Origin of the sequence: Streptomyces sp. CA-146814, assembly GCF_050942385.1 — a bacterium.
GTDB lineage: Bacteria > Actinomycetota > Actinomycetes > Streptomycetales > Streptomycetaceae > Streptomyces.
This window is the reverse complement of the sequence record NZ_CP192068.1, coordinates 7,387,999-7,408,464: the sequence shown is the minus strand read 5'-3', so window position 1 is coordinate 7,408,464 and position 20,466 is coordinate 7,387,999. Positions and strand designations below refer to the sequence as shown.

20 protein-coding genes are annotated in these 20,466 nt (G+C 70.7%); 5 read left to right on the top strand and 15 right to left on the bottom strand.

Going from position 1 to position 20,466, the window contains the following annotated elements; genetic code table 11:
- Position 1: 1 nt before the first annotated feature.
- From ACQP09_RS32760 to ACQP09_RS32740, 5 genes are all read right to left on the bottom strand, one after another.
- Positions 2-1,792, bottom strand: a complete 1,791-nt coding sequence (locus ACQP09_RS32760) for a nickel-dependent hydrogenase large subunit (protein WP_433406252.1) — start codon at positions 1,790-1,792, stop codon at positions 2-4.
- A gap of 78 nt (positions 1,793-1,870) precedes the next feature.
- Positions 1,871-2,953, bottom strand: coding sequence for a hydrogenase expression protein HypE (locus tag ACQP09_RS32755; protein ID WP_433406251.1), 1,083 nt, complete (start codon positions 2,951-2,953; stop codon positions 1,871-1,873).
- 189 nt (positions 2,954-3,142) lie between these two features.
- Positions 3,143-3,706, bottom strand: coding sequence for a type 1 glutamine amidotransferase domain-containing protein (locus ACQP09_RS32750; protein WP_433406250.1), 564 nt, complete (start codon positions 3,704-3,706; stop codon positions 3,143-3,145).
- Positions 3,707-3,765: 59 nt separating this feature from the next.
- The gene (locus tag ACQP09_RS32745) at positions 3,766-4,881 is read right to left on the bottom strand and encodes a glutamate--cysteine ligase 2 (RefSeq protein ID WP_433406249.1); all 1,116 of its coding nucleotides are present in this window, start codon (positions 4,879-4,881) and stop codon (positions 3,766-3,768) included.
- An 8-nt stretch (positions 4,882-4,889) separates the two neighbouring features.
- Positions 4,890-5,117 (bottom strand): DUF5133 domain-containing protein, encoded by a 228-nt coding sequence (locus ACQP09_RS32740; protein ID WP_015613081.1) that lies wholly within the window; start codon positions 5,115-5,117, stop codon positions 4,890-4,892.
- Positions 5,118-5,339: 222 nt separating this feature from the next.
- Here ACQP09_RS32740 and ACQP09_RS32735 point away from each other — a divergent pair, with 222 nt between their 5' ends.
- Positions 5,340-5,591 carry a hypothetical protein gene (locus tag ACQP09_RS32735; RefSeq protein ID WP_433406248.1) on the top strand — a complete coding sequence of 84 codons (252 nt, stop codon included), beginning with the start codon at positions 5,340-5,342 and terminating at the stop codon, positions 5,589-5,591.
- Between the two features lie 104 nt (positions 5,592-5,695).
- Here ACQP09_RS32735 and ACQP09_RS32730 read toward each other — a convergent pair whose 3' ends face one another.
- From ACQP09_RS32730 to ACQP09_RS32695, 8 genes are all read right to left on the bottom strand, one after another.
- Positions 5,696-5,899, bottom strand: a complete 204-nt coding sequence (locus ACQP09_RS32730; protein ID WP_003964323.1) for a cold-shock protein — start codon at positions 5,897-5,899, stop codon at positions 5,696-5,698.
- Positions 5,900-6,132: 233 nt separating this feature from the next.
- The gene (locus ACQP09_RS32725; protein WP_433406246.1) at positions 6,133-6,510 is read right to left on the bottom strand and encodes a DoxX family protein; all 378 of its coding nucleotides are present in this window, start codon (positions 6,508-6,510) and stop codon (positions 6,133-6,135) included.
- 140 nt (positions 6,511-6,650) lie between these two features.
- Positions 6,651-7,049: a DUF6221 family protein gene (locus tag ACQP09_RS32720; protein ID WP_073876661.1), complete on the bottom strand. Its 399-nt coding sequence runs from the start codon at positions 7,047-7,049 to the stop codon at positions 6,651-6,653.
- Positions 7,050-7,191: 142 nt separating this feature from the next.
- Positions 7,192-7,647 carry a VOC family protein gene (locus tag ACQP09_RS32715; RefSeq protein ID WP_433406245.1) on the bottom strand — a complete coding sequence of 152 codons (456 nt, stop codon included), beginning with the start codon at positions 7,645-7,647 and terminating at the stop codon, positions 7,192-7,194.
- On the bottom strand, positions 7,631-9,244 hold the full coding sequence (locus ACQP09_RS32710; protein WP_433406244.1) for an MFS transporter: 1,614 nt from the start codon (positions 9,242-9,244) through the stop codon (positions 7,631-7,633). Before ACQP09_RS32710 ends, ACQP09_RS32715 begins: the two co-directional genes overlap by 17 nt.
- Positions 9,245-9,372: 128 nt before the next feature.
- Positions 9,373-10,383, bottom strand: a complete 1,011-nt coding sequence (locus ACQP09_RS32705; protein WP_433406242.1) for an NAD(P)/FAD-dependent oxidoreductase — start codon at positions 10,381-10,383, stop codon at positions 9,373-9,375.
- Complete coding sequence (locus ACQP09_RS32700; RefSeq protein WP_433406241.1) at positions 10,380-10,907, bottom strand: isoprenylcysteine carboxyl methyltransferase family protein; 528 nt, start codon at positions 10,905-10,907, stop codon at positions 10,380-10,382. The genes ACQP09_RS32705 and ACQP09_RS32700 overlap by 4 nt, the downstream gene beginning before the upstream one ends.
- 13 nt (positions 10,908-10,920) lie before the next feature.
- Entirely contained in the window at positions 10,921-11,973 is a 1,053-nt protein-coding gene (locus ACQP09_RS32695) for a type III polyketide synthase (protein WP_433406240.1), read from the bottom strand.
- A 116-nt stretch (positions 11,974-12,089) separates the two neighbouring features.
- Here ACQP09_RS32695 and ACQP09_RS32690 point away from each other — a divergent pair, with 116 nt between their 5' ends.
- The 4 genes from ACQP09_RS32690 (at position 12,090) to ACQP09_RS32675 (ending at position 17,741) form a co-directional block, all read left to right on the top strand.
- Positions 12,090-12,959, top strand: coding sequence for a UbiA family prenyltransferase (locus ACQP09_RS32690; protein ID WP_433406239.1), 870 nt, complete (start codon positions 12,090-12,092; stop codon positions 12,957-12,959).
- A gap of 165 nt (positions 12,960-13,124) precedes the next feature.
- Positions 13,125-16,076 carry a CARDB domain-containing protein gene (locus ACQP09_RS32685; RefSeq protein ID WP_433406238.1) on the top strand — a complete coding sequence of 984 codons (2,952 nt, stop codon included), beginning with the start codon at positions 13,125-13,127 and terminating at the stop codon, positions 16,074-16,076.
- A gap of 109 nt (positions 16,077-16,185) precedes the next feature.
- Positions 16,186-17,265 carry an NAD(P)H-dependent amine dehydrogenase family protein gene (locus ACQP09_RS32680; RefSeq protein WP_433406237.1) on the top strand — a complete coding sequence of 360 codons (1,080 nt, stop codon included), beginning with the start codon at positions 16,186-16,188 and terminating at the stop codon, positions 17,263-17,265.
- Entirely contained in the window at positions 17,262-17,741 is a 480-nt protein-coding gene (locus ACQP09_RS32675) for a carboxymuconolactone decarboxylase family protein (RefSeq protein ID WP_433406236.1), read from the top strand. Before ACQP09_RS32680 ends, ACQP09_RS32675 begins: the two co-directional genes overlap by 4 nt.
- A 90-nt stretch (positions 17,742-17,831) precedes the next feature.
- Here the strand turns inward: ACQP09_RS32675 and ACQP09_RS32670 are convergent, their stop codons facing one another.
- Positions 17,832-19,481 carry a GMC oxidoreductase gene (locus tag ACQP09_RS32670; RefSeq protein WP_433406235.1) on the bottom strand — a complete coding sequence of 550 codons (1,650 nt, stop codon included), beginning with the start codon at positions 19,479-19,481 and terminating at the stop codon, positions 17,832-17,834.
- Between the two features lie 145 nt (positions 19,482-19,626).
- Positions 19,627-20,466, bottom strand: a complete 840-nt coding sequence (locus tag ACQP09_RS32665) for a transglycosylase SLT domain-containing protein (protein WP_433406234.1) — start codon at positions 20,464-20,466, stop codon at positions 19,627-19,629.

Sequence of the window (20,466 nt, the reverse complement as noted above, 5' to 3'; positions counted from 1 at the left end):
GTCAGCCGCCCGCCAGTCCGCTCAGCCCGGTCGGCATATGGGTCTCCTCGACGGTCCGGCCACCGCCGACGTACATGTGGACGCCGCACGGCAGGCACGGGTCGAAGCTGCGGACGGCCCGCATGATGTCGATGCCCTTGAAGTTCTCGGGCGGGTTCTCCTCGAAGATCGGCGTGTTCTGGACGGCGTCCTCGTACGGTCCGGGGGTGCCGTAGCTGTCGCGGACGCTGCCGTTCCACGGGGTCGGCGGGTAGGGGTGGTAGTTGGCGATCTTCCCGTCGCGGATGACCATGTGGTGCGAGAGGACGCCGCGTACGGCCTCGGTGAAGCCGCAGCCGATCGACTCGTCGGGGACGTCGAACTGCTCCCAGGTCTGGGTGCGTCCGGCGCGGACCTCCTCCATCGCCTGCTCGGCGAAGTGGAGGGCGGCGGCGGCCGCGTACGCCTGGAAGTAGGTGCGGGCCCGGTTGCGTTCGATGGCGTTGGACCACTGCGGGATCGTCCACTCCAGGGCCATCTCCGGCTTGGTCATGGTGCGGGGAAGGTTGATCTGGACGCTGTGGCCGGTGGCCTTGATGTAGCCGATGTCGACGAGTCCGGACAGGGCCGTGGACCAGAGGCGGGCGATGGGGCCGCCGCCGGTGTCCAGGGCGAGGTGGTCGGTGCCGTCGAACCAGCGCGGCGACATGACCCAGCTGTACTTGTCGTCGAAGTCCCGCTTCTGCGGGGCCGGGATGGTGTGCTGGTTCCACGGGTGGCGTTCGTCCAGCTCGTTGCCGAGGGGGTCGCGCTCCACGAACTTGCCCAGGCCCGCCCAGTCCTCGTAGTAGGAAGAGCCGAGCAGGATGCGGATGCCGAGGTTGATGTCGACGAGGCTGTTGGTGACGAGCTCGCCGTCGACCACCACACCGGGCGTGACGAACATCCGGCGGCCCCAGTCGGCCATGTTGGCGTACGTGAAGTCGCAGTACTCGGGGTCGTTGAGCGCGCCCCAGCAGCCGAGCAGGATGCGCCGGCGGCCGACCTCCTCGTAGCCGGGCAGCGCCTCGTAGAAGAAGTCGAAGAGGTCGTCGTGGAGCGGGACGACCCGCTTCATGAACTCCACGTAGCGGGTGAGGCGGGTGAGGTAGTCGGTGAAGAGCTGGATCGTGGCGACCGTGCCGACACCGCCCGGGTAGAGCGTGGAGGGGTGCACATGGCGGCCCTCCATCAGGCAGAACATCTCGCGGGTGTAGCGGCTGACCTGGAGCGCCTCGCGGTAGAACTCGCCCTCCAGCGGGTTGAGCGAGCGCATGATGTCGGCGATGGTGCGGTAGCCGTGGTCGGCCGCGTGCGGGGCCTCGGTGCGCTCGGCGAGTTCGAGGACGCCGGGGTTGGTCTCGGCGACCATGCGCTCGCAGTAGTCCACCCCGACCAGGTTCTCCTGGAAGATGTTGTGGTCGAACATGTACTCGGCGGCCTCGCCGAGGTTGATGATCCACTCACCGAGGTGCGGGGGCGCCACGCCGTACGCCATGTTCTGCGCGTAGACGGAACAGGTGGCGTGGTTGTCGCCGCAGATGCCGCAGATGCGGCTGGTGATGAAGTGGGCGTCGCGCGGGTCCTTGCCCTTCATGAAGACGCTGTAGCCGCGGAAGATGGACGAGGTGCTGTAGCACTCCGCGACCCGCTTCGCGGCGAAGTCGATCTTCGTGTGGATGCCGAGGCTGCCGACGATGCGCGTGATCGGGTCCCACGACATCTCCATGAGGCCGTCAGCGTCGACGGCGTGTTTGCCGGTCGCAGTCGCCATGGTCCCGCGCCGCCCTTCTCTGTAGGCCCAGCTGCCCGTCCTGGCCCTGCGGCCCTCCGGGGTCACCGGAGGCAGGGGTCACCAGGGCGGCCGGTAGCCGGTCTTGATGGTGTCGGTCTTCGTCCGCCACTTCGGTTCCTTGTCGGCCGTCTTCTCGGTGAAGTGGCGCAGCCGGCGGATGACGGAGCCGTACACACCGCTCGCCGCCGCCGAGACGTGGCCGCCGGGCGGCTCGTCCATGAACGGCATGAACTTGTCGGGGAAGCCGGGCATCGTGCAGCCGATGCAGATGCCGCCGACGTTGGGGCAGCCGCCGACGCCGTTGATCCAGCCGCGCTTGGGTACGTTGCACTTGACGACCGGGCCCCAGCAGCCGAGTTTGACCAGGCACTGCGGGGAGCCGTACTCGTCGGCGAACTGGCCCTGTTCGTAGTAACCGGCTCGGTCGCAGCCCTCGTGGACGGTGGCGCCGAACAGCCAGGTGGGCCGCAGCTCCTCGTCCAGCGGGATCATGGGCGCGGCGCCGGCGGCCTGGTAGAGCAGGTACAGCAGGGTCTCGGAGGCGTTGTCCGGGTGCACCGGACAGCCGGGGATGCAGACGATCGGGATGCCCGCCTTGGACTTCCACTCCCAGCCGAGGTAGTCGGGTACGCCCATGGCTCCGGTCGGGTTGCCGGCCATGGCGTGGATGCCACCGTAGGTGGCGCAGGTGCCGATGGCGACGACCGCGAGAGCCTTGGGGGTGAGCCGGTCGAGCCATTCGCTGGTGGTGATGGGCTGGCCGGTCTCGGGGTCGTCGCCGAAGCCGCACCAGTAGCCCTCGGGCTTGATGCGCTCGTTCGGGATGGAGCCCTCGACCACCAGGACGAAGGGCTCCAGTTCACCGCGGTCGGCCTTGAAGAACCACTCGACGAAGTTGTCGGCGCCCTGGACGGGCCCGCACTCGTAGTCGATGAGGGGCCAGTGGACGGCGACCTTGGGCAGTCCTGGCAGGGCGCCGAGCGCGAGCTCCTCGATGCTCGGCTGGGTGGCGGCGGTCAGGGAGACGGAGTCCCCGTCGCAGCTCAGCCCGGCGTTGATCCACAGAATGTGAACGGTCGGGTCTTCCTGAGGTGTGTCCACCACGTCCGTGTCGGCCGTGGTGGCGGTCGGGGCGTCCATGAGCCCTCCTCGGGTCGGCCCGCTTCAGGAACTTCTCGCCGGCAGCCTCTTTCCTGGATACCGCGCGCGCGTCCCGGGCGGTAAGTGCGCGGTGGCCCTATTGCCTCCGTGCACCCCCCCTGCGTACGTGGACATGCCGACGGCCCCCGCCGCGGTACGCGAACGGGGGCCGTCGGGCGTGCGTCAGGATCAGGACTCGGTGAGGACCGTGTCGATCTCGCGGAGGAAGTCCTTCAGGTCGTCGGGGTTCCGCGAGGTGATCAGCGGCCAGCCGCCCTCGTCGTCGCGGACCACCGACTTGTCGACCCAGGATCCGCCGGCGTTGGTGATGTCGGTCTTGAGGGACGCGTACGAGGTCAGGGTCTTGCCCTGGACGTAGCCGCCCTCGATGAGCGCCCACGGGCCGTGGCAGATGGCCGCGACGGGCCTGCCGGACGCCGCGAAGGAGCTGACGATCCGGGTGGTGGCGTCCTGCAGGCGCAAGGTGTCGGCGTTGAGCGTGCCGCCCGGGACGAGCAGGAGGTCGTACGCGGCGGGGTCGACGTCGGCCAGCGTGAGGTCGGGCCGCACGGTGTCGCCGGGGTCGCGGTCGCCCACGAGGGTACGGATCTCGTCGTCGTCGACCGCCGCGACGCTGACCTCGGCCCCGTGGTCGCGCAGGTGGTTCACGGGGACGACGAGTTCGTCCTGCTCGACCCCGTAGTTGGTGACGATCGCCAGGATCCGGCGGTTGCCGAGATCGGTGGTGGCCATGTGCTGCTCCTTTCCTCACACGTCATGCGGTCATGTCGTCCGTCGGTACCGCTGTCCGCTCACCCGCCGGTGATGCGGACGCACTCCGCGACGGTGTCGCGGAGGCTTCCGGTCCGCTCCAGGATCTCGCGCTGGACCCTGGCGCCGTTGCCGCGCCGCTCCAGGGTGGTCAGCGCCTTCTGGGCGGCCTTGAGGTCGCCGCTGTCCTCCAGGGCTTCGCGCACATGCGTCACGAGCGCCTGCAGCACGTCGGTCGCGGGCTCGGGCCGCAGGGTACGGGGGTGGATCAGCCGGTCCTCCAGGCCGGAACGCGCCGCCTGCCAGGACGCCACCCGCAGCAGCGCCACATCGGTGTCCAGCGGAGGCTCTCCGGCCCGCCACTCCCGTGCGGCCGTCTCCACCAGCGCCCGCACCAGCGTGGCCAGCAGCACGGTGTCCGCCGGGTCCAGGCAGACGTCCGCGATCCTGACTTCCACTGTGGGGTAGTTGGCCGAGAGGCGCGCGTCGAAGTAGACCATCCCCTCGTCCTTGAGCACGCCGGTGCCGACCAGGTCCTTCACCTGCTGGTGGTAGCGCTCGGCCGATCCGTGGAGCCCCACGGGCCCGGCCGAGGGCCACCTGCCCCACACCCGGCTGCGGTAGCTGGCGTACCGGCTGTCCTGCGCCTGCCAGAACGGCGAGTTCGCGCTCAGCGCGAGCAGGGCCGGCAGCCACGCCCGCACCCGGTCGAGCACCGCGACGCCTTCCTCGTCCGACTCGACCGAGACGTGCACGTGGCATCCGCAGGTCAGCTGCTCCTGCGCGGTCAGCCCGTAGCGCTCCGCCATCCAGTTGTACCGCTCGCCCGTCCCGATCGTCGGGCTGACCGGCAGCGGCGAGGTCGCCAGGGCCGCGACCGAGGCGCCCACGTCGGCGGCGTGGCGGATCGCCTCGGCCCGCCACCGCTGCACCGCCTCGGCGATCTCGTCCATCTCGCGGCAGGGATGCGTGGCGAACTCCAGCTGCTGGCGGTGCAGCTCCGGCTCGAAGGCCGACTCCCCTTCCGCGTCCCTCTCGGCGAGGGCCAGCACGGCCGTCGACAGCGCACGGGCCTCCCCGGTCTCCGGGTCGACCAGCAGCAATTCCTCTTCCACGCCCACGGTCCGAACCACAGTGCCCACCCCTTCGGTGTTCATCCGGCGAATCAGGCCGAGAGGACGGAGTCGTCTTCGGGGCGGGCCCCGGGCAGCCGGTGCCGGGCGGCGACCAGCGCGCTGTCGACATCGCCCGTGCCCGTGGAGACGCACAGGGTGTAGGCGACGTCGTCCATGCGCTGCCGCGCCTCGGTGGAACCGCTCTCCGCGTGCAGCAGACGCAGGGCCTCGTACTGCTCGACGAGATTGCGCAGCACGGTGGGGTGGGCCATCAGCATGCGGGGGTCCTTCCGCGGAATTCCTCGTGTGAATGTCATGTGCCCGGGTCGTGCGCTCGGGCACAGCCCCGAGTACCCCCGCGTCCACGGGCCACACCCCCCGGACGGCAAGTCCCGCGCGTCCCGGTCTCCGGTGAATCGTTCGCGCCGGGGCGGGTACCCACCAGGGCGAACGCTTGGTTCCCGGGTACTCCGGGAGCACCGTACGGAAGGAAGGCTCCCATGACCGACCGCAGGCCCGAAGGCACCGCCTACACCGGGGCTTCCGGCAGCCCGCCTCCGGTACCGGCGGACATGCCGGACCAGCAGAACCAGGAGGGGGAGGACCCCCTCGACATACCGGTGCCCGACCGGGTCGCCCGCGAGAGCGGGGACGAGCCGGACCCGGACGAGGCGGGTTCGGGCCGGGAGAAGCCGCGCAACGCCGGTGCGCATCCCGAGGAGCATCCGACACCGGACGAGTCCACCGGGTAGCCGGCCGCCGCATCCGTCCACGACCTGCCCGAGAGCCGGTCCCGGACGTCCGAGGCCCCCGGGACGCTGTGCGTCCCGGGGGCCTCGGAGTCGTTCAACCCGGATCAGGCGGTGGTGATGTTCTCCGCCTGCGGGCCCTTCTGGCCCTGGGTGATGTCGAAGGTCACCGCCTGGCCTTCCTGGAGCTCACGGAAGCCGGTGGAGTTGATGTTGGAGTAGTGCGCGAAGACGTCGGGGCCACCGCCGTCCTGCGCGATGAAGCCGAAGCCCTTTTCCGAGTTGAACCACTTGACGGTTCCGCTGGCCATGCCTGTACCTCTCAGCAGTAAACGGATCCGCACCGCGCGGACCCGGAGGTGATCGCCCTGGTTCTCAGGCACTGCACAGCAAAACGCCCGCGCCAGGCGCGGGCAGGTACTGCGAACCACGACATCTTCCGGCGACGCTACACGGCGGGATCACTCCTCACCAGAGAGCAACGCCATTTTGGTGTGGATCTTCCTCCGGGCAGGTGGCTCGAACCGCACCGACTGCTCCCCGTTCAGGGCGTGTCGGCACCCCGGGCCACGCTCCGCGCCCACAGGACCAGCGGCAGCTGGACGGGCAGCCTGGCCAGGGCGGCGGCCCGCTGCGGCCGGGGCCGGTCGCGCCAGTCCACGGCCATCTGCACATTGGCCGGAAACACTCCGACGAAGAAGCCCGCGGTCGCCCGGGCGGCGGCGCCCCGCGTCCGGGGGTGCGCGATCCCCGCGGCGAGGGCGAGTTCGACCACTCCGCTCGCATACGTCCAGGTCCGCGGTGTTCCGGGCAGGATCCGGGGGACGGTGGCGTCGAAGACCTTCGGGACGGCGAAGTGGAGGACCCCGGCCCCCGCCATGAGTCCGGCGAGCAGCAGGGGTGAACGGGTCCGGGAGGCCATGAGGGTTCCTTACGTCGGCGAGTGGTCCGGGAACGGGACTTACTTGCGAGTAAGTTACCGGTTCCCGGCGCCTGCCGTCCCCGTGACTACCGGATGAGCCGTGACTACCGGACGAGCCATGACTACCGGGTGAGCCGCGACTACTGGATGAACCGTGGCAGCCACCGCGCCTGGTAGTCCGGGTGCCCGGCGTACTCGGCGGCCAGCTGCCGTACGGCGAACCCCAGGCCCACCGCCCGGCCGGACCGGAAGTCCTGCGCCGGGCGGTCGGTGTCCAGCTCGGCGACCTCGACGTACTCCCCCAGCAGCACCCGGTGCGTCTCGATGCGCTCCAGCGTGCGGGCCGGGTCCTGAAGGGCGATGTGGTGGTCGAAGCCGCTGTCGCGCACCGTGAACGCGACACCGCCCCGGCGGTCGTGGACCTCGCCGGGCACATCCGCCGGACACCGCCAGCGGTCGCCGCCGGCAGCCAGGGCGACCTGTTCCTCATCGGCGAGACGCGCCCGGACGAAGGCCACCATGTCTGCGTTGCCGGCCATTGGCTGCTGCTCCCTCGTGTTCATGGATCACTGCGGTGATACGGGGAGCATTGTGGTGGACCGGAGCGGCGCGATCCACCGCGGCAGGCGGTGCGGGCGGTGGTGGTGGGCGGGTGTGCGAGCGGCAGAGGGGACGAGCGGGTCAGTCCGCCGTCTCGCCGGACCCTTTCGCGGCGAGGTCGGCGAGGACCTGGTGGAGGGGTTCGGTCAGCCGGCGGCGGTACTCCTGCACGGCCCAGCCGTTGCCGTCCGGGTCGGTGAAGTACATGAACGTGGCGCCGTCCTCGGGGGCGTACCGCTGCGGTTCGGAGACCTCGACCCCTCGCGCGACGAGCTCCGCGTGCGCGGCCTCGATGTCGGTGACGCAGAGCTGGAGGCCGTGGTACGTGCCCGGCTGCGGGTCGCCCGTCGGGTTCGGCACGCCGTCGGTCAGGGCGATCGAGCAGCCCGAGCCGGGCGGGGTGAGCTGGACGACGCGCGCGCCCGGCATGACCTCGCCGTCGATGTCGACGTGGAAGCCGAGCTTGTCCCGGTAGAAGTCACGGGCCCGGTCCAGGTCGGTCACGGGGAGCACGATCACTTCAAGGGTCCAGTCCATGGCGGTGCGGCCCTTTCGCTGGGTCGGTGGCTAATTCGGAGGTGTCGTCTGCCTTTTCGGGAGCCGTCCCGCTGCCCTGGAGGCGGGCCAGGTCCGAGGGGCGGACCTGGATGACGAAGAGGGCGACCAGCGCGGCGAGGACGGCGAAGCAGGCCGCGATGACGAAGGCGCTGGAGACACCCGCGGCGAGGACCTCGTGGCCCCAGGGCGGTGGCAGCTCCTGGGTCCTCCGGAACTGCAGCTGCTGGGCCGGGGTGGCCTGTTCCATGAAGCGCGGGAGCTGGTCGGTGAACTCGTGGCGGCTGGCCGTACCGAACATGGTCACCAGGATCGACAGCCCGAGGGACCCGCCGACCTGCTGGGTCGCGTTGAGGATGCCGGACGCGGCGCCCGCCTCCTTCGGCGCGACCCCGGAGACCGCCATCAGGGTCAGGGATACGAACTGCATGCCCATGCCGAAGCCGAAGACGAGCATCGGACCGAGGATGGAGCCGAGGTACGAGCTGTGGACGTCGGTCAGCGTGAGCCAGCCGAGCCCGATGGCGGCCAGCAGCGCGCCCGTCACCATGAAGGGTTTCGGCCCGTACCTGGGCAGCAGTTGCGAGGCCAGGCCGGCACCGACCGCGATGATGACGCTGACCGGCAGGAAGGCGAGTCCGGCCCGCAGCGGGCTGAAGCCGAGCACGTTCTGCACGAAGAGCGTGAGGAAGAAGAACATCCCGAACATCGCCGCGGCGAGGCTCAGCATCATCGCGTAGGTCCCGGCGCGGTTGCGGTCGCGGAACATCCACAGCGGGGTGATCGGCTGCCGGGAGCGGCTCTCGATGGAGATGAAGAGCGCCAGGAGCACGAGGGCGACGGCGAAGGAGCCTAGGGTGAGCGGATCGCTCCAGCCGTCCTCGGAGGCGCGGATGAAGCCGTAGACCAGCAGCACCATGCCGACCGTGGAGGTGAGGGCGCCGACCACGTCGAAGTGGCCCGGGTGGCGTTCGGACTCGCGGATGTAGCGGGGTGTGGCGAAGGCGATGAGCAGGCCGATGGGCACGTTCACGAAGAGCACCCACCGCCAGTCGAGCCATTCGACGAGCATCCCGCCCGCCAGCAGCCCGATCGCGCTGCCGCCCGCCGAGACCGCGGCGAACACGCCGAACGCCCGGTTGCGTTCGGGGCCCTCGCGGAAGGTCGTGGTGATCAGCGACAGCGCGGTCGGCGAGGCGATGGCGCCGCCGACTCCCTGGAGCGAGCGGGCGGCCAGCAACTGCCAGGACTCCTGGGAGAGTCCGCCGAGCAGCGAGGCGAGCACGAAGAGCAGCACGCCGAAGATGAAGACGCGGCGGCGGCCGAGGATGTCACCGAGCCGTCCGCCGAGCAGCAGCAGTCCGCCGAAGGTCAGCGTGTAGGCGTTGACCACCCAGGACAGGTTCTCGGTGGAGAAGCCCAGGGACTTCTGCATGTGCGGGAGGGCGATGTTGACGATGGTGATGTCGAGCACCACCATCAGCTGGCACGAGGCGATGACGAGGAGTGCCAGTCCGCCGCCCCGGCCCCGCTGATCGGGCCGGGCGGTCTTGCCGGGTGTCGCGTGGGAGCCCGTCATGAGTGGGTTCGTCTCTCGTTCCGAGGGCGCTGCGCCCCGTCAGGAGCGGTCGGTCTCTCCGTCGGCCGGATGAACGCGGGCGTTCACCGAACCGACGGTATGACGGAACCCCGGGCCTCGCCATTCGATCACTGGAGCGCGCGGACCGCCGTACGGAAGAGGGCGGGTGCGCGGTGGGCCGCCGGGACGATCATCCGGCGCGGTACGGGGTGGGCCGCCGCGCCCAGCAGGGCCTGGGTGAGCAGCCGGTAGCGGCGTGTCGCCCTCGCCCACCGGGCCGGATAGTCCTCGGGCCGTCCGGCGGCCAGGCAGCCGACCGCCGCCGTCGCGGTGGCCACGGCGAGCGCGATGCCCTCGCCGGTCAGCGCGTCGGTGTAGCCCGCCGCGTCGCCGACGAGCAGGACGCGCCCGGCCCGTGGCCCGGACGCCCGCTGCCGGAGCGGACCTGCCCCGCGTACGGGAGTGGCGTGCGGGCCGAGCCGGGCGGCGAGGGCCGGGAAGGCCGCCAGGTGCTCGTCGTACGGGCGGCGGTCGCGGCTGAGGACGGCCACGCCCACCAGGTGCTCGCCGACCGGGGTCACGTACGCCTCCCCGTACGGCGACCAGTGGACCTCCACCAGGTCCGTCCAGGGTGCGGTGCGGTAGTGGCGGCGCAGGCCGTAGCGGCCGGGTCCGGGGACGGGGTGGTCGAGTCCGAGGGCGCGCCGCACGGGTGAGTGGAGCCCGTCGGCGGCGATGAGCCAGCGCGCGGTCAGTCCGGCGGCGGTGACGGTGTCCGCGTCCTGGCGGACCTGCCGGACCTTGCCTGCCACGATGCGTACGCCGAGAGCCTCGGCCCGCTCGCGGAGGGCCGTGTGCAGGGCGGTGCGCCGGACGCCGAGCCCGTACGCGCCCCGGAACTCCGCCTCCGCGCTGCGCCGGCCGTCGGTGTACCGGATGCCGCGCAGCGGGTGCCCGGCCGGTCGTACGCCGAGTCCGTGCAGAGCGGTGAGGCCGCCGGGCATGATGCCCTCGCCGCAGGCCTTGTCGACCGGGGCGGAACGGGGTTCGACCACCACCGCCTCCAGGCCCGCCCGGGCGGCCCGGATCGCGGCGGCCAGCCCCGCCGGGCCGCCTCCCGCGACCAGGATGTCGATCACGCCCGCGCTTCCGCCACCGGGAGGCGGGCCAGCGCTTCGTCCTCGCACCGGATCCGGACCGCCATGAGGACGGCGTTGAGCGCGGTGAAGAGCAGCGCGGTCACCCAGGCCCCGTGGACCAGGGGCAGGGCGATGCCTTCGGCGGCGACGGCGACGTAGTTGGGGTGGCGCAGCCACCGGTAGGGGCCGCCGGTCACCAGGGGCAGGCCGGGGACGACGATGACGCGGGTGTTCCACCGGGGGCCGAGCGCGGTGATGCACCACCAGCGCAGCGCCTGCGCCGCGACGACGGCCGCCACCATGGTCCAGCCGAGGAGCGGCAGGAAGGGGCGGTCGGCGAGGTGGACCTCGGCCAGGCACCCGGCGAGCAGGGCGGTGTGCAGGACGACCATCGCCGGGTAGTGGCCGCTGCCCGCCTCGGTGGAGCCCCGGGCCAGGCTCCAGCGGGTGTTGCGGCGGGCGACGACGAGTTCGGCGAGGCGCTCGACGGCGACGGCGAGCACCAGGGCGGTGTACCAGATCATGGGCCGTACCTTCCTACCAGCGCAGCAGCACCAGTTCGCAGCAGAACCCCGGGCCCATGGCGAGCAGGAGTCCGGGGGTGCCCGGTTCGGGGCGGCGGTGCTCGATGGTGTCCCGCAGGACGTGCAGGACCGAGGCGGAGGAGAGGTTGCCGACGTCGGCCAGCGACCGCCAGGTGACGTCGAGCGCCCCGTCGGGCAGGCCGAGGACCTCGGTGACGGTCTCCAGGACCTTGGGCCCGCCCGGGTGGCAGACCCAGTGCGCGATGTCCTTCGGCTTGAGGCCGTGTTCGTCGAGGAACTCCCGTACGTCGTCGGCGAGGTACCGGCGTACGACGTCGGGCACGGCGGGATCGAGGACCACGCTGAAGCCGGTGGAGCCTACGGACCAGCCCATCACGTGCTCGGTCTCCGGGTACATCCGGCTGCGGGTGGCCACGATCTCGGGTCCGGCGGTGGCCCGGCGTCCGCCGAGGGCGACCACCGCGGCCGCTCCGTCGCCGAACAGGGCGGTGGCCACCAGGTTGGCGGGGGTCACGTCCTGGCGCTGGAAGGTGAGCGAGCACAGCTCGACCGAGAGGAGCACGGCGACGTCGTCGGGCCGGCCGAGCAGGTAGTCGTGGATCCGGGCCACTCCGGCGGCTCCCGCGACACAGCCGAGGCCGAAGACGGGCAGCCGTTTCACGTCGGAGCGCAGGCCGAGGCGGGCCACCAGCCGGGCGTCGACGGAGGGGGCGGCGATGCCGGTGACGGAGGTGAACATCAGCAGGTCCACGTCGGTGGGCCGCAGTCCGGCCGCGCGCAGGGCGCCGCGTACGGCCTGGCCGCCGAGGTCGGTGGCCGAGCGGATGAACACGTCGTTGGCGGCGCCGAAGCCGTCCAGGTCGCGGTAGCTCTCCAGCGGCAGGACGGTGTGCCGGGTGCGGACACCGGCGTTGCCGTGGAGGCGGTCCAGGAGGCGGCGGTCGGCGCCGGGCGGCAGACAGGTCGCGGCCACCATGTCGGTGACCTCGCGCTGGGTGTGGCGGTGGGGCGGCAGGGCCCCGTGGACCGCGGCGATCCGGGTCATTGCGGCTCCTGCGTCGAGGACGTCATCACCCCATCCTGCCCACAAACAGGAGCAAAACCTGGCAAAAGAAGCGCGGCTGCCGTGTTGACGGAGGCACAGGTCCCTACGATCGCCGGATGGACGCCATGGACGGAGCCGGTGCGGCGACGGCGACGGCCCGGCGGCCGGGCCGCGCGGCGGGGCTGGCGCTGGCGTGCCATCCGGGCCCGGTGGTCGCGGTGACCGCGCTCGCCTGCGCTCTGTCCGTCGGGGTGGGCCTCTCTCCGGCGCGGCTCGCGCTGGTCGGCACGGCGGTGCTCACCGGCCAGCTCTCGGTGGGCTGGTGCAACGACGCGTACGACGCGGGGCGCGACGCGCGGGCCGGGCGGCGGGGGAAGCCGGTCGCCGACGGGGTGGTCCCCGTCCACGCGGTGTGGGGCGCGGCGGCGGTCGCGGGCGCTCTCTGCGTACCGCTCTCGCTGGCCTGCGGCATCCTCGCCGGTACGGTGCACCTCGCCGCGGTCGCCGCCGCCTGGCTCTACAACCTGCGGCTCAAGGCGACGGCGCTCTCCTGGCTCCCGTACGCCGTCGGATTCGCCGCGCTCCCCTCGCTGGTGACGCTCACCCTGCCCGGCGCGCCGTGGCCCCGGTGGTGGACGGTCGCCGCGGGGGCGCTGCTCGGGTGTGCGGCCCATCTGGGCGACACGCTGCCGGACATCGAGGCGGACCGGGCCGCCGGTATCCGGGGGTTGCCGCACCGGCTGGGCGCCACGGGGACCCGGCTGCTGCTGCCGGTTCCGCTGCTCGCGGCGACGGCCGTCCTGGTGCTCGGCCCGCCCGGTCCGGTGGGCGCCGGGTCCGTGGCCGTCCTGGTCCTCGCCGGTGCGGCGGCGCTGGTGGGGCCGGTGCTCGGCCGCTGGTGGCACAAGGCGGCGCTGGCGGGTGCGGTGGCCGTGGCGGCGGCGGATGTGGCGCTGCTGCTGGCGCGCGGCACAGCGCTGTCCTGAACCGCACACCGGGTCAAGAGGCCTGACGACCCGTCAATCGACACTTCTTCATGACGTGAGCATGCGAGAACCGTTGACAAATCAGAAACAGACCAGAAATCTATCCACTGCTGTTTGCAAAACATTGACTGCGTGGCTCAAATACCTGTGGAAGCAGAGGACAGCATGAGATGGAAACGGCTCAGCGAGAGATCGATCACCGGCCTGCTCATAGCGGGGCTCGTCACCGTCGGCCTGCTTCCCGTCCAGGCGGCAGCGGCTGAGGCGACCGATCTGGCCCGGGGCAAGAGCGTCACCGCCAGCGGATCGCACGGCGGCTACCCCGCCGTGAACGCCAACGACGGCCAGGTGAACACCTACTGGGAGGCCAACGGCCACCCCTCGAACCTCACCGTGAAACTGGGCGCCGACGCGGACGTGCAGTCCGTGGTGATCAAGCTGAACCCGGACCCGATCTGGGGCACCAGGACCCAGGAGTTCCAGGTGCTCGGCCGGCCCCAGAGCGGGACCGGCTTCACCTCGCTCAAGGCCCGCGCCGGCTATGTGTTCAACCCGGCCACCAACCGGAACACGGTGACGGTCCCGGTCAGCGGCCGGGCCGCCGACCTCCAGCTCCAGTTCTTCTCCAACACCGGGGCGCCCGGGGCCCAGATCGCCGAGATCCAGGTGTTCGGGACGCCGGCGCCCAACCCGGACCTGACCGTGAGCGCCCTGTCCTGGAGCCCTTCGGCGCCTTCGGAGACGGACAACATCACCGTCCAGGGCACCGTACGCAACATCGGTACGGCTCCGTCGGCGGCGACCACCGTCAATGTGAGCCTGGGCGGCGTGGTCGTGGGCAGCGCCCCGGTCGGTCCGCTCGCCGCCGGTGCCTCGGCTCCGGTCTCGGTGGCGGTCGGCAAGCGGCCGCAGGGCTCGTACACCGTCTCGGCGCTGGTCGACCCGACCGACACCATCGTCGAGTCGGACAACACCAACAACAGCCGCACCACCGCATCCCCGCTGGTGGTCGGCCAGAGCCCCGGCCCGGACCTGGAGGTCCGCTCCATCACCTCCAGCCCGTCCAACCCGGCCGTCGGCGCGGCGGTCACCTTCACCGTGGCCATGCACAACCGCGGCACCAGCGCGGTGAGCGCGGGCACGGTCACCCGGCTGACCGTCGGCTCCACCACGCTCAACGGCACCACCCCGGCGGTCCCGGCCGGCGCCACCGTGAACGTGCCGATCAGCGGCAGCTGGACGGCGGCGAGCGGCGGAGCCACCCTGACGGCCACGGCCGACGCCACGAACCTGGTCGCGGAGACCAGCGAGACCAACAACGTGCTGGCCCGCTCCATCGTCGTCGGGCGCGGCGCGGCCGTGCCGTACACGGAGTACGAGGCGGAGGACGCCGCGTACCGGGGCACGCTGCTGACCTCGGACGCCGAGCGGACCTTCGGCCACACCAACTTCGCCACCGAGTCCTCGGGCCGCAAGTCGGTGCGGCTCAACTCGACCGGTGAGTACGTGGAGTTCACCGCGACCAACGCGTCGAACTCCATCGTCGTCCGCAACTCGATCCCGGACGCGGCGGGCGGTGGCGGCCGTCAGGCGACCATCAGCCTCTACGCGAACGGCCAGTTCGTCCGCAAGCTCGACCTCTCCTCCAAGCACAGCTGGCTGTACGGCAACACCGACAGTCCGGAGGGGCTCACCAACACGCCGGGCGGCGACGCGCGGCGGCTGTTCGACGAGTCGCACGCGCTGCTCGCCCAGACCTATCCGGCGGGCACCAAGTTCAAGCTCCAGCGGGACGCGGGCGACAACGCCGCGTTCTACATCATCGACCTGATCGACCTGGAGCAGGTCGCACCGCCCACCGCTCAGCCGTCGGGCTGCGTCTCCATCACGACGTACGGCGCGGTCGCGAACGACGGGATCGACGACACCGCGGCCATCCAGCGCGCGGTGACGGCCAACCAGAACGGCCAGATCGGCTGCGTCTGGATCCCGGCGGGCCAGTGGCGCCAGGAGCAGAAGATCCTCACCGACGACCCGCTGGACCGGGGTCAGTGGAACCAGGTGGGCATCCGTGATGTGACGATCCGGGGCGCGGGCATGTGGCACTCCCAGCTCTACACGCTGACCCCGCCGCACGAGGCGGGCGGGATCAACCACCCGCACGAGGGCAACTTCGGTTTCGACATCGACGAGAACACGAAAATTTCCGACATCGCGATCTTCGGCTCCGGCACGATCCGCGGCGGTGACGGCAACCACGAGGGCGGCGTCGCGCTCAACGGCCGGTTCGGCAAGAACACGAAGATCAGCAACGTCTGGATCGAGCACGCCAACGTGGGCGTCTGGGCGGGCCGCGACTACGACAACATCCAGTCCCTGTGGAACCCGGGCGACGGCGTCGAGTTCACCGGGATGCGGATCCGCAACACGTACGCCGACGGCATCAACTTCGCCAACGGCACGCGCAATTCGACCGTGTACAACTCCTCCTTCCGCAACACCGGCGACGACGCTCTCGCCGTCTGGTCCAGCAAGTACGTCAAGGACCAGTCCGTCGACATCGGCCACGACAACAGCTTCCGCAACAACACGATCCAGCTGCCGTGGCGGGCCAACGGCATCGCGATCTACGGCGGTTACGGCAACAAGATCGAGAACAACATCATCTCCGACACCATGAACTACCCGGCCATCATGCTGGCGACCGACCACGACCCGCTGCCCTTCTCCGGGCAGACGCTGATCGCCAACAACGCCCTGTACCGCACCGGCGGAGCCTTCTGGAACGAGGACCAGGAGTTCGGTGCGATCACGCTCTTCCCGCAGAACCTGCCGATCCCCGGCGTCACGATCCGCGACACCGACATCATCGACTCCACCTACGACGGCATCCAGTTCAAGACGGGTGGCGGCCTGATGCCGGACGTGAAGATCCAGAACGTCCGGATCGACAAGTCCAACAACGGCTCCGGCATCCTCGCGATGGGCGGCGCGCGCGGCAACGCGACGCTGACCAATGTGACGATCACCAACTCGCGTGACGGCCATGTGCTGATCGAGCCCGGCTCGCAGTTCACGATCAGCGGCAGCCCGACCGCCGCACGCGCCAAGCGGTAGTCACCTCTGTACGGTTCCCGGGCCGGCGGTTCACCCGCCGGCCCGGGAACACCCATTTTTCCTCGCCACGGCTCTGGGAAGTGCGAGGTCCGGCCGCTACCCTCCGCGCATGATTCCCACGGTTGTCTGGGGTACCGGCAACGTCGGCCGCGCGGCGATCCGCGCCGTCGAGGCCCATCCGGCACTGACACTCACCGCCGTCCTCGTCCACGATCCCGCCAAGGTCGGCCGGGACGCGGGCGAGTTGGGCGGGCTCGGCCGCACGCTCGGCGTCGCGGCCACCGACGACATCGCCGCCGTCCTGGCCGGCCGGCCGCGCGCGGTAGTCTACGCGGCCTCCGGCGACATCCGGCCCGACGACGCGCTGACCGACATCGGCCGGGCGATCCGCGCCGGAGCGGTCGTCGTCACGCCCTCCCTCTATCCCCTCTATGACCAGCGCAACGCCCCGCCCGAGCTGCGGGACCCCGTCCTGGCCGCCATCGGCGACGGCGGCGGCTCGCTCTTCGTCTCCGGGGTCGACCCCGGCTGGGGCAACGACGTCCTGCCGCTGCTGGTGAGCGGACTGGGCACCGAGGTGGACGTGATCCGCTGCCAGGAGATCTTCGACTACTCCACGTACGAGCAGGAGGATTCGGTACGCCATCTGATCGGCATGGGCCACCCGTTGGACTACCAGCCGCTCATGCTCGCCGAGAGCGTTCCGACGATGGTGTGGGGCGGTCAGATACGGCTGATGGCCCGGGCGCTCGGCGTCGAACTCGACGAGATCCGCGAGACGTTGGACCGCCGGGCGTTGGAGACGACCGTGACCACGCGCACGATGGGCGAGTTCGCGGCGGGTACCCAGGGCGCGGTGCGGTTCGAGGTGCAGGGCATCGTGGGCGGCGAGCCCCGCATCGTCATCGAGCACATCACCCGTATCCATCCCTCGTGCGCACCGGACTGGCCATCGCCGCCCGACGGGGTGGGCGCGCACCGGGTGGTGATCGAGGGCCGTCCCCGTATCGAGGTGACGGTCGAGGCGTCCGACGAGGGCGAGAACCGGTCGGCGGGCGGGAACGCCACGGCGGTCGGGCGGCTCGTCTCGGCGATCGACTGGCTGGTGGACGCCAAGCCGGGCCTGTACGACGCACTGGACGTCCCGCTGCGGCCCGCTGTCGGCAGGCTGGGAAGGAGAACGGCATGATCATCGACATTCCGGAGGGCCAGGAGCCCATCGGTTACGTGTGGGGGGAGATGGTCCCCGGCATCGGCATGGCCGCCGCCACCTTCTCGATGTCCGTGTACGAGCACACGACGCTGGGCCTGCGGGAGTTCGAGGCGGCGCGGCTGCGGATCGCGCAGATCAACGGGTGCCTGTTCTGCCTGGACTGGCGGACCGAGCGGGACGGCGCGAAGGTCGAGGAGGAGTTCGCGCAGGCGGTGACCGAGTGGCGTACGACGGACGCCTTCGACGAGCGGACGCGGCTGGCGGCGGAGTACGCGGAGCGGTACGCGCTGGACCACCACGGTCTCGACGACGCCTTCTGGAAGCGGATGACCGCGCACTACAGCCAGGTGGAGATCGTGGAGCTGTCGATGAGCATCGGCTCGTGGCTGGCGTTCGGGCGGCTCAACCATGTGCTGGGGATCGACGCGGTGTGCGTGCTGCCGGGTCACTGACGGAGTCCGGGGCCGCCGGGTTGGCACTCCCGGCCCCGGGCTCTCCGTACACCCGGTGGATCAGCGGCGCAGATCGGTACGCCCGGTGGATCAGCGGCGCAGATCGGTGGCGATGATCCGCTCGATGTTGCGCTCGGCGAGCGCGGTGATCGTGACGAACGGGTTGACGCTGACGTTGCCCGGGATCAGGGCGCCGTCGATGACGTACAGGCCCGGGTAGCCGTGCAGCCGACCGTAGTTGTCGGTGGCCTTGTTCAGGACCGCGCCACCCAGCGGGTGGTACGTGAGGTGGTCGCCCCAGATCTTGTAGGTCCCGAAGAGGTCCGTGCGGTAGATCGTCCCCTCCTTCTTGTTGATCTTGTCGAAGATGGTCTTCGCGGCGTCGATGGACGGCTGCTTCCACGCCGTCTGCCAGTTCAGCTCGGCCCTGCCCGCCGCCGCGTTCCAGCTGAACTCGGCGCGGTGCGGGTTCTTGGTGATGGAGAGGTAGAACGAGGCCCAGGTCTCGATCCCGGTGGGCAGCGGGGCGACCTCGGCGAAGGCTCCGCCGGCGTCCCAGTTGTCGATGCCGCCGGTGGGGATGGAGGACTGCACCTTCCCCGTCGGGTCCCAGAGGTGGTTGGCCCGGCCGCACATGACGTTGCCGTTGTCGCCCCAGCCCTTGCCGACCTCGCTGTTGAGGCCGGGCAGCGCCCCGGTCGCCTTCAGGCCGACGAGCAGCTTGCTGGTGCCGACGCTGCCCGCCGCGAAGAAGACCCGGTCCGCCGTGACGGTCTTGGTGACGGTGGTCCGGCCGGTGGTGTCCAGCTGGTCGATGAGGACCGTGTAGCCGCCGCCGGAGGCCGGGGAGACGCGGGTGACCTTGTGGAGCGGGGTGATGGTGACCCGGCCGGTGGCCTTGATCCGGTCGATGTAGGTCTTCTGGAGCGACTTCTTGCCGTAGTTGTTGCCGTAGAGGATCTCGGCGTCCAGCGCGGACTTCGGTACGGTCCCGGCCGCCTCCTGCTTCATGTAGTCCCAGTCGTACACGGCGGGCACGAAGAGGAACGGGAAGCCCGAGCGCTGCGCGTGCTTCCGGCCGACCCGGCCGTACTGGTAGCAGTCGACGGAGTCGAACCAGGCCGGGTCGATGGTGGTGACGCCGAGGTCCGCGTTGGCGCGCGGGTAGTAGGTGCTGTACATCTCGGCGGCGTTCACCGACGGGAGGATGGTGGCGAAGTTCTCCCGCTTGGGCGTGACGGCCATGCCGCCGTTGACCAGCGAGCCGCCGCCGACGCCACGCCCCTGGTAGATGGTGATGCCGGCGAACTCCTCGGCGTCCAGGATCCCGGTGTAGCGGTTGACGTTCTTGTCGATCGGGAAGCCGAGGAAGTTGCTCAGCGGCTGCTTGGTCCGGGTCCGCAGCCAGAAGGAACGGTCGTCCGGCTTGGTGGTGTTGGCGAAGATCTTGCCGTCGGCGCCGGGGGTGTCCCAGGCCATGCCCATCTCGACCATGTGGACGTCGGTGCCCGCCTGGGCGAGCCGGAGGGCGGCGACCGAGCCGCCGTATCCGGTGCCGATGACCAGCACCGGCACATGGGCGCCGGATCCGATCGGGGCAGCTGATGCCCGGGGCGTGGCCCAGACCGGTGTGGTGGGTCCGGCGAGCGCCGCGACGCCAAGAAGAGAACCTGTTCCTGTGATGAACCTTCGACGGGAGACGCCTCTGTGAGCGCCTTCGTGCAGGATGAAGTCGTTCATGTGACTTACCTCACTCTCGATGAGTGCAACAGGTTCTACTGTCGATCGGGTGGTAAGTCACTAGAAACTTGGGGGTAACTTCCCGGTACGCCGAGGGGCCCCGGACCAGGTGGTCCGGGGCCCCTCGGCGTGAGCGCGTACGGGATCAGTAGGCGCCGAAGACGTTGTCGATCGAGCCGTACCGGTCCGCGGCGTAGTTGCACGCGGCGGTGATGTTGGCGACCGGGTCGTAGCTGTCGGTCGAGGTACCGGGCACGTGGTAGGCCTGGAAGGTCGGGTCGATGACCTGGAGCAGCCCCTTGGACGGGGTGCCCTTGACCGCGTTGGAGTCCCAGTTGTTGATGGCGTTCGGGTTGCCCGAGGACTCGCGGATGATGTTGCGGTGGATGCCCTCGTAGCTGCCGGGGATGCCGTGCTGGGCCATGACCGCCAGCGACTCCTTGATCCAGCCATCGAGGTCGTTGGTGTACGTGGCGGGAGCGGCGGCGGCCGGGGCGGCGGCAGGCGCGGCCGTGGTGCGCTCCGAGCGGTCGGCGCGCTCCGCCGTGGCGGTGCGCTCGGCGGCCGGGGCGGCCTTGGCAGCCTTGCCTGCCTTGGCGTCTGACGGGGCGGCAGCCTTGGCGCCGATGGTCAGCGTGATACCCGGGTGAATAAGGTTCGGGTTCTCGCCGACGACCTTGCGGTTGCCTTCGTACAGCTTCTTCCAGCCGCCGCTGACGGAATACTCGCGGGCGATCTTGGAAAGCGTTTCGCCGGACACCACGGAATGCTCGGCGGGCGCCGCCTTCGTCACGGAATTCACCTGGGCGGTCACGGAGACGGGGGCGACCGCCTTTTCCGCGGCGATGGAGTGCGCGGGAGCGGCGGAGGCGGTGGTGGCGCCGAGCACCGGGAGGGCCAGAACGGCTCCACCCGTGGTCACGGCGGCGATGCCACGGCTCAGCGAGACGGACTTGGGACGGCGGTGCTTACCCTGTGCGGGCAT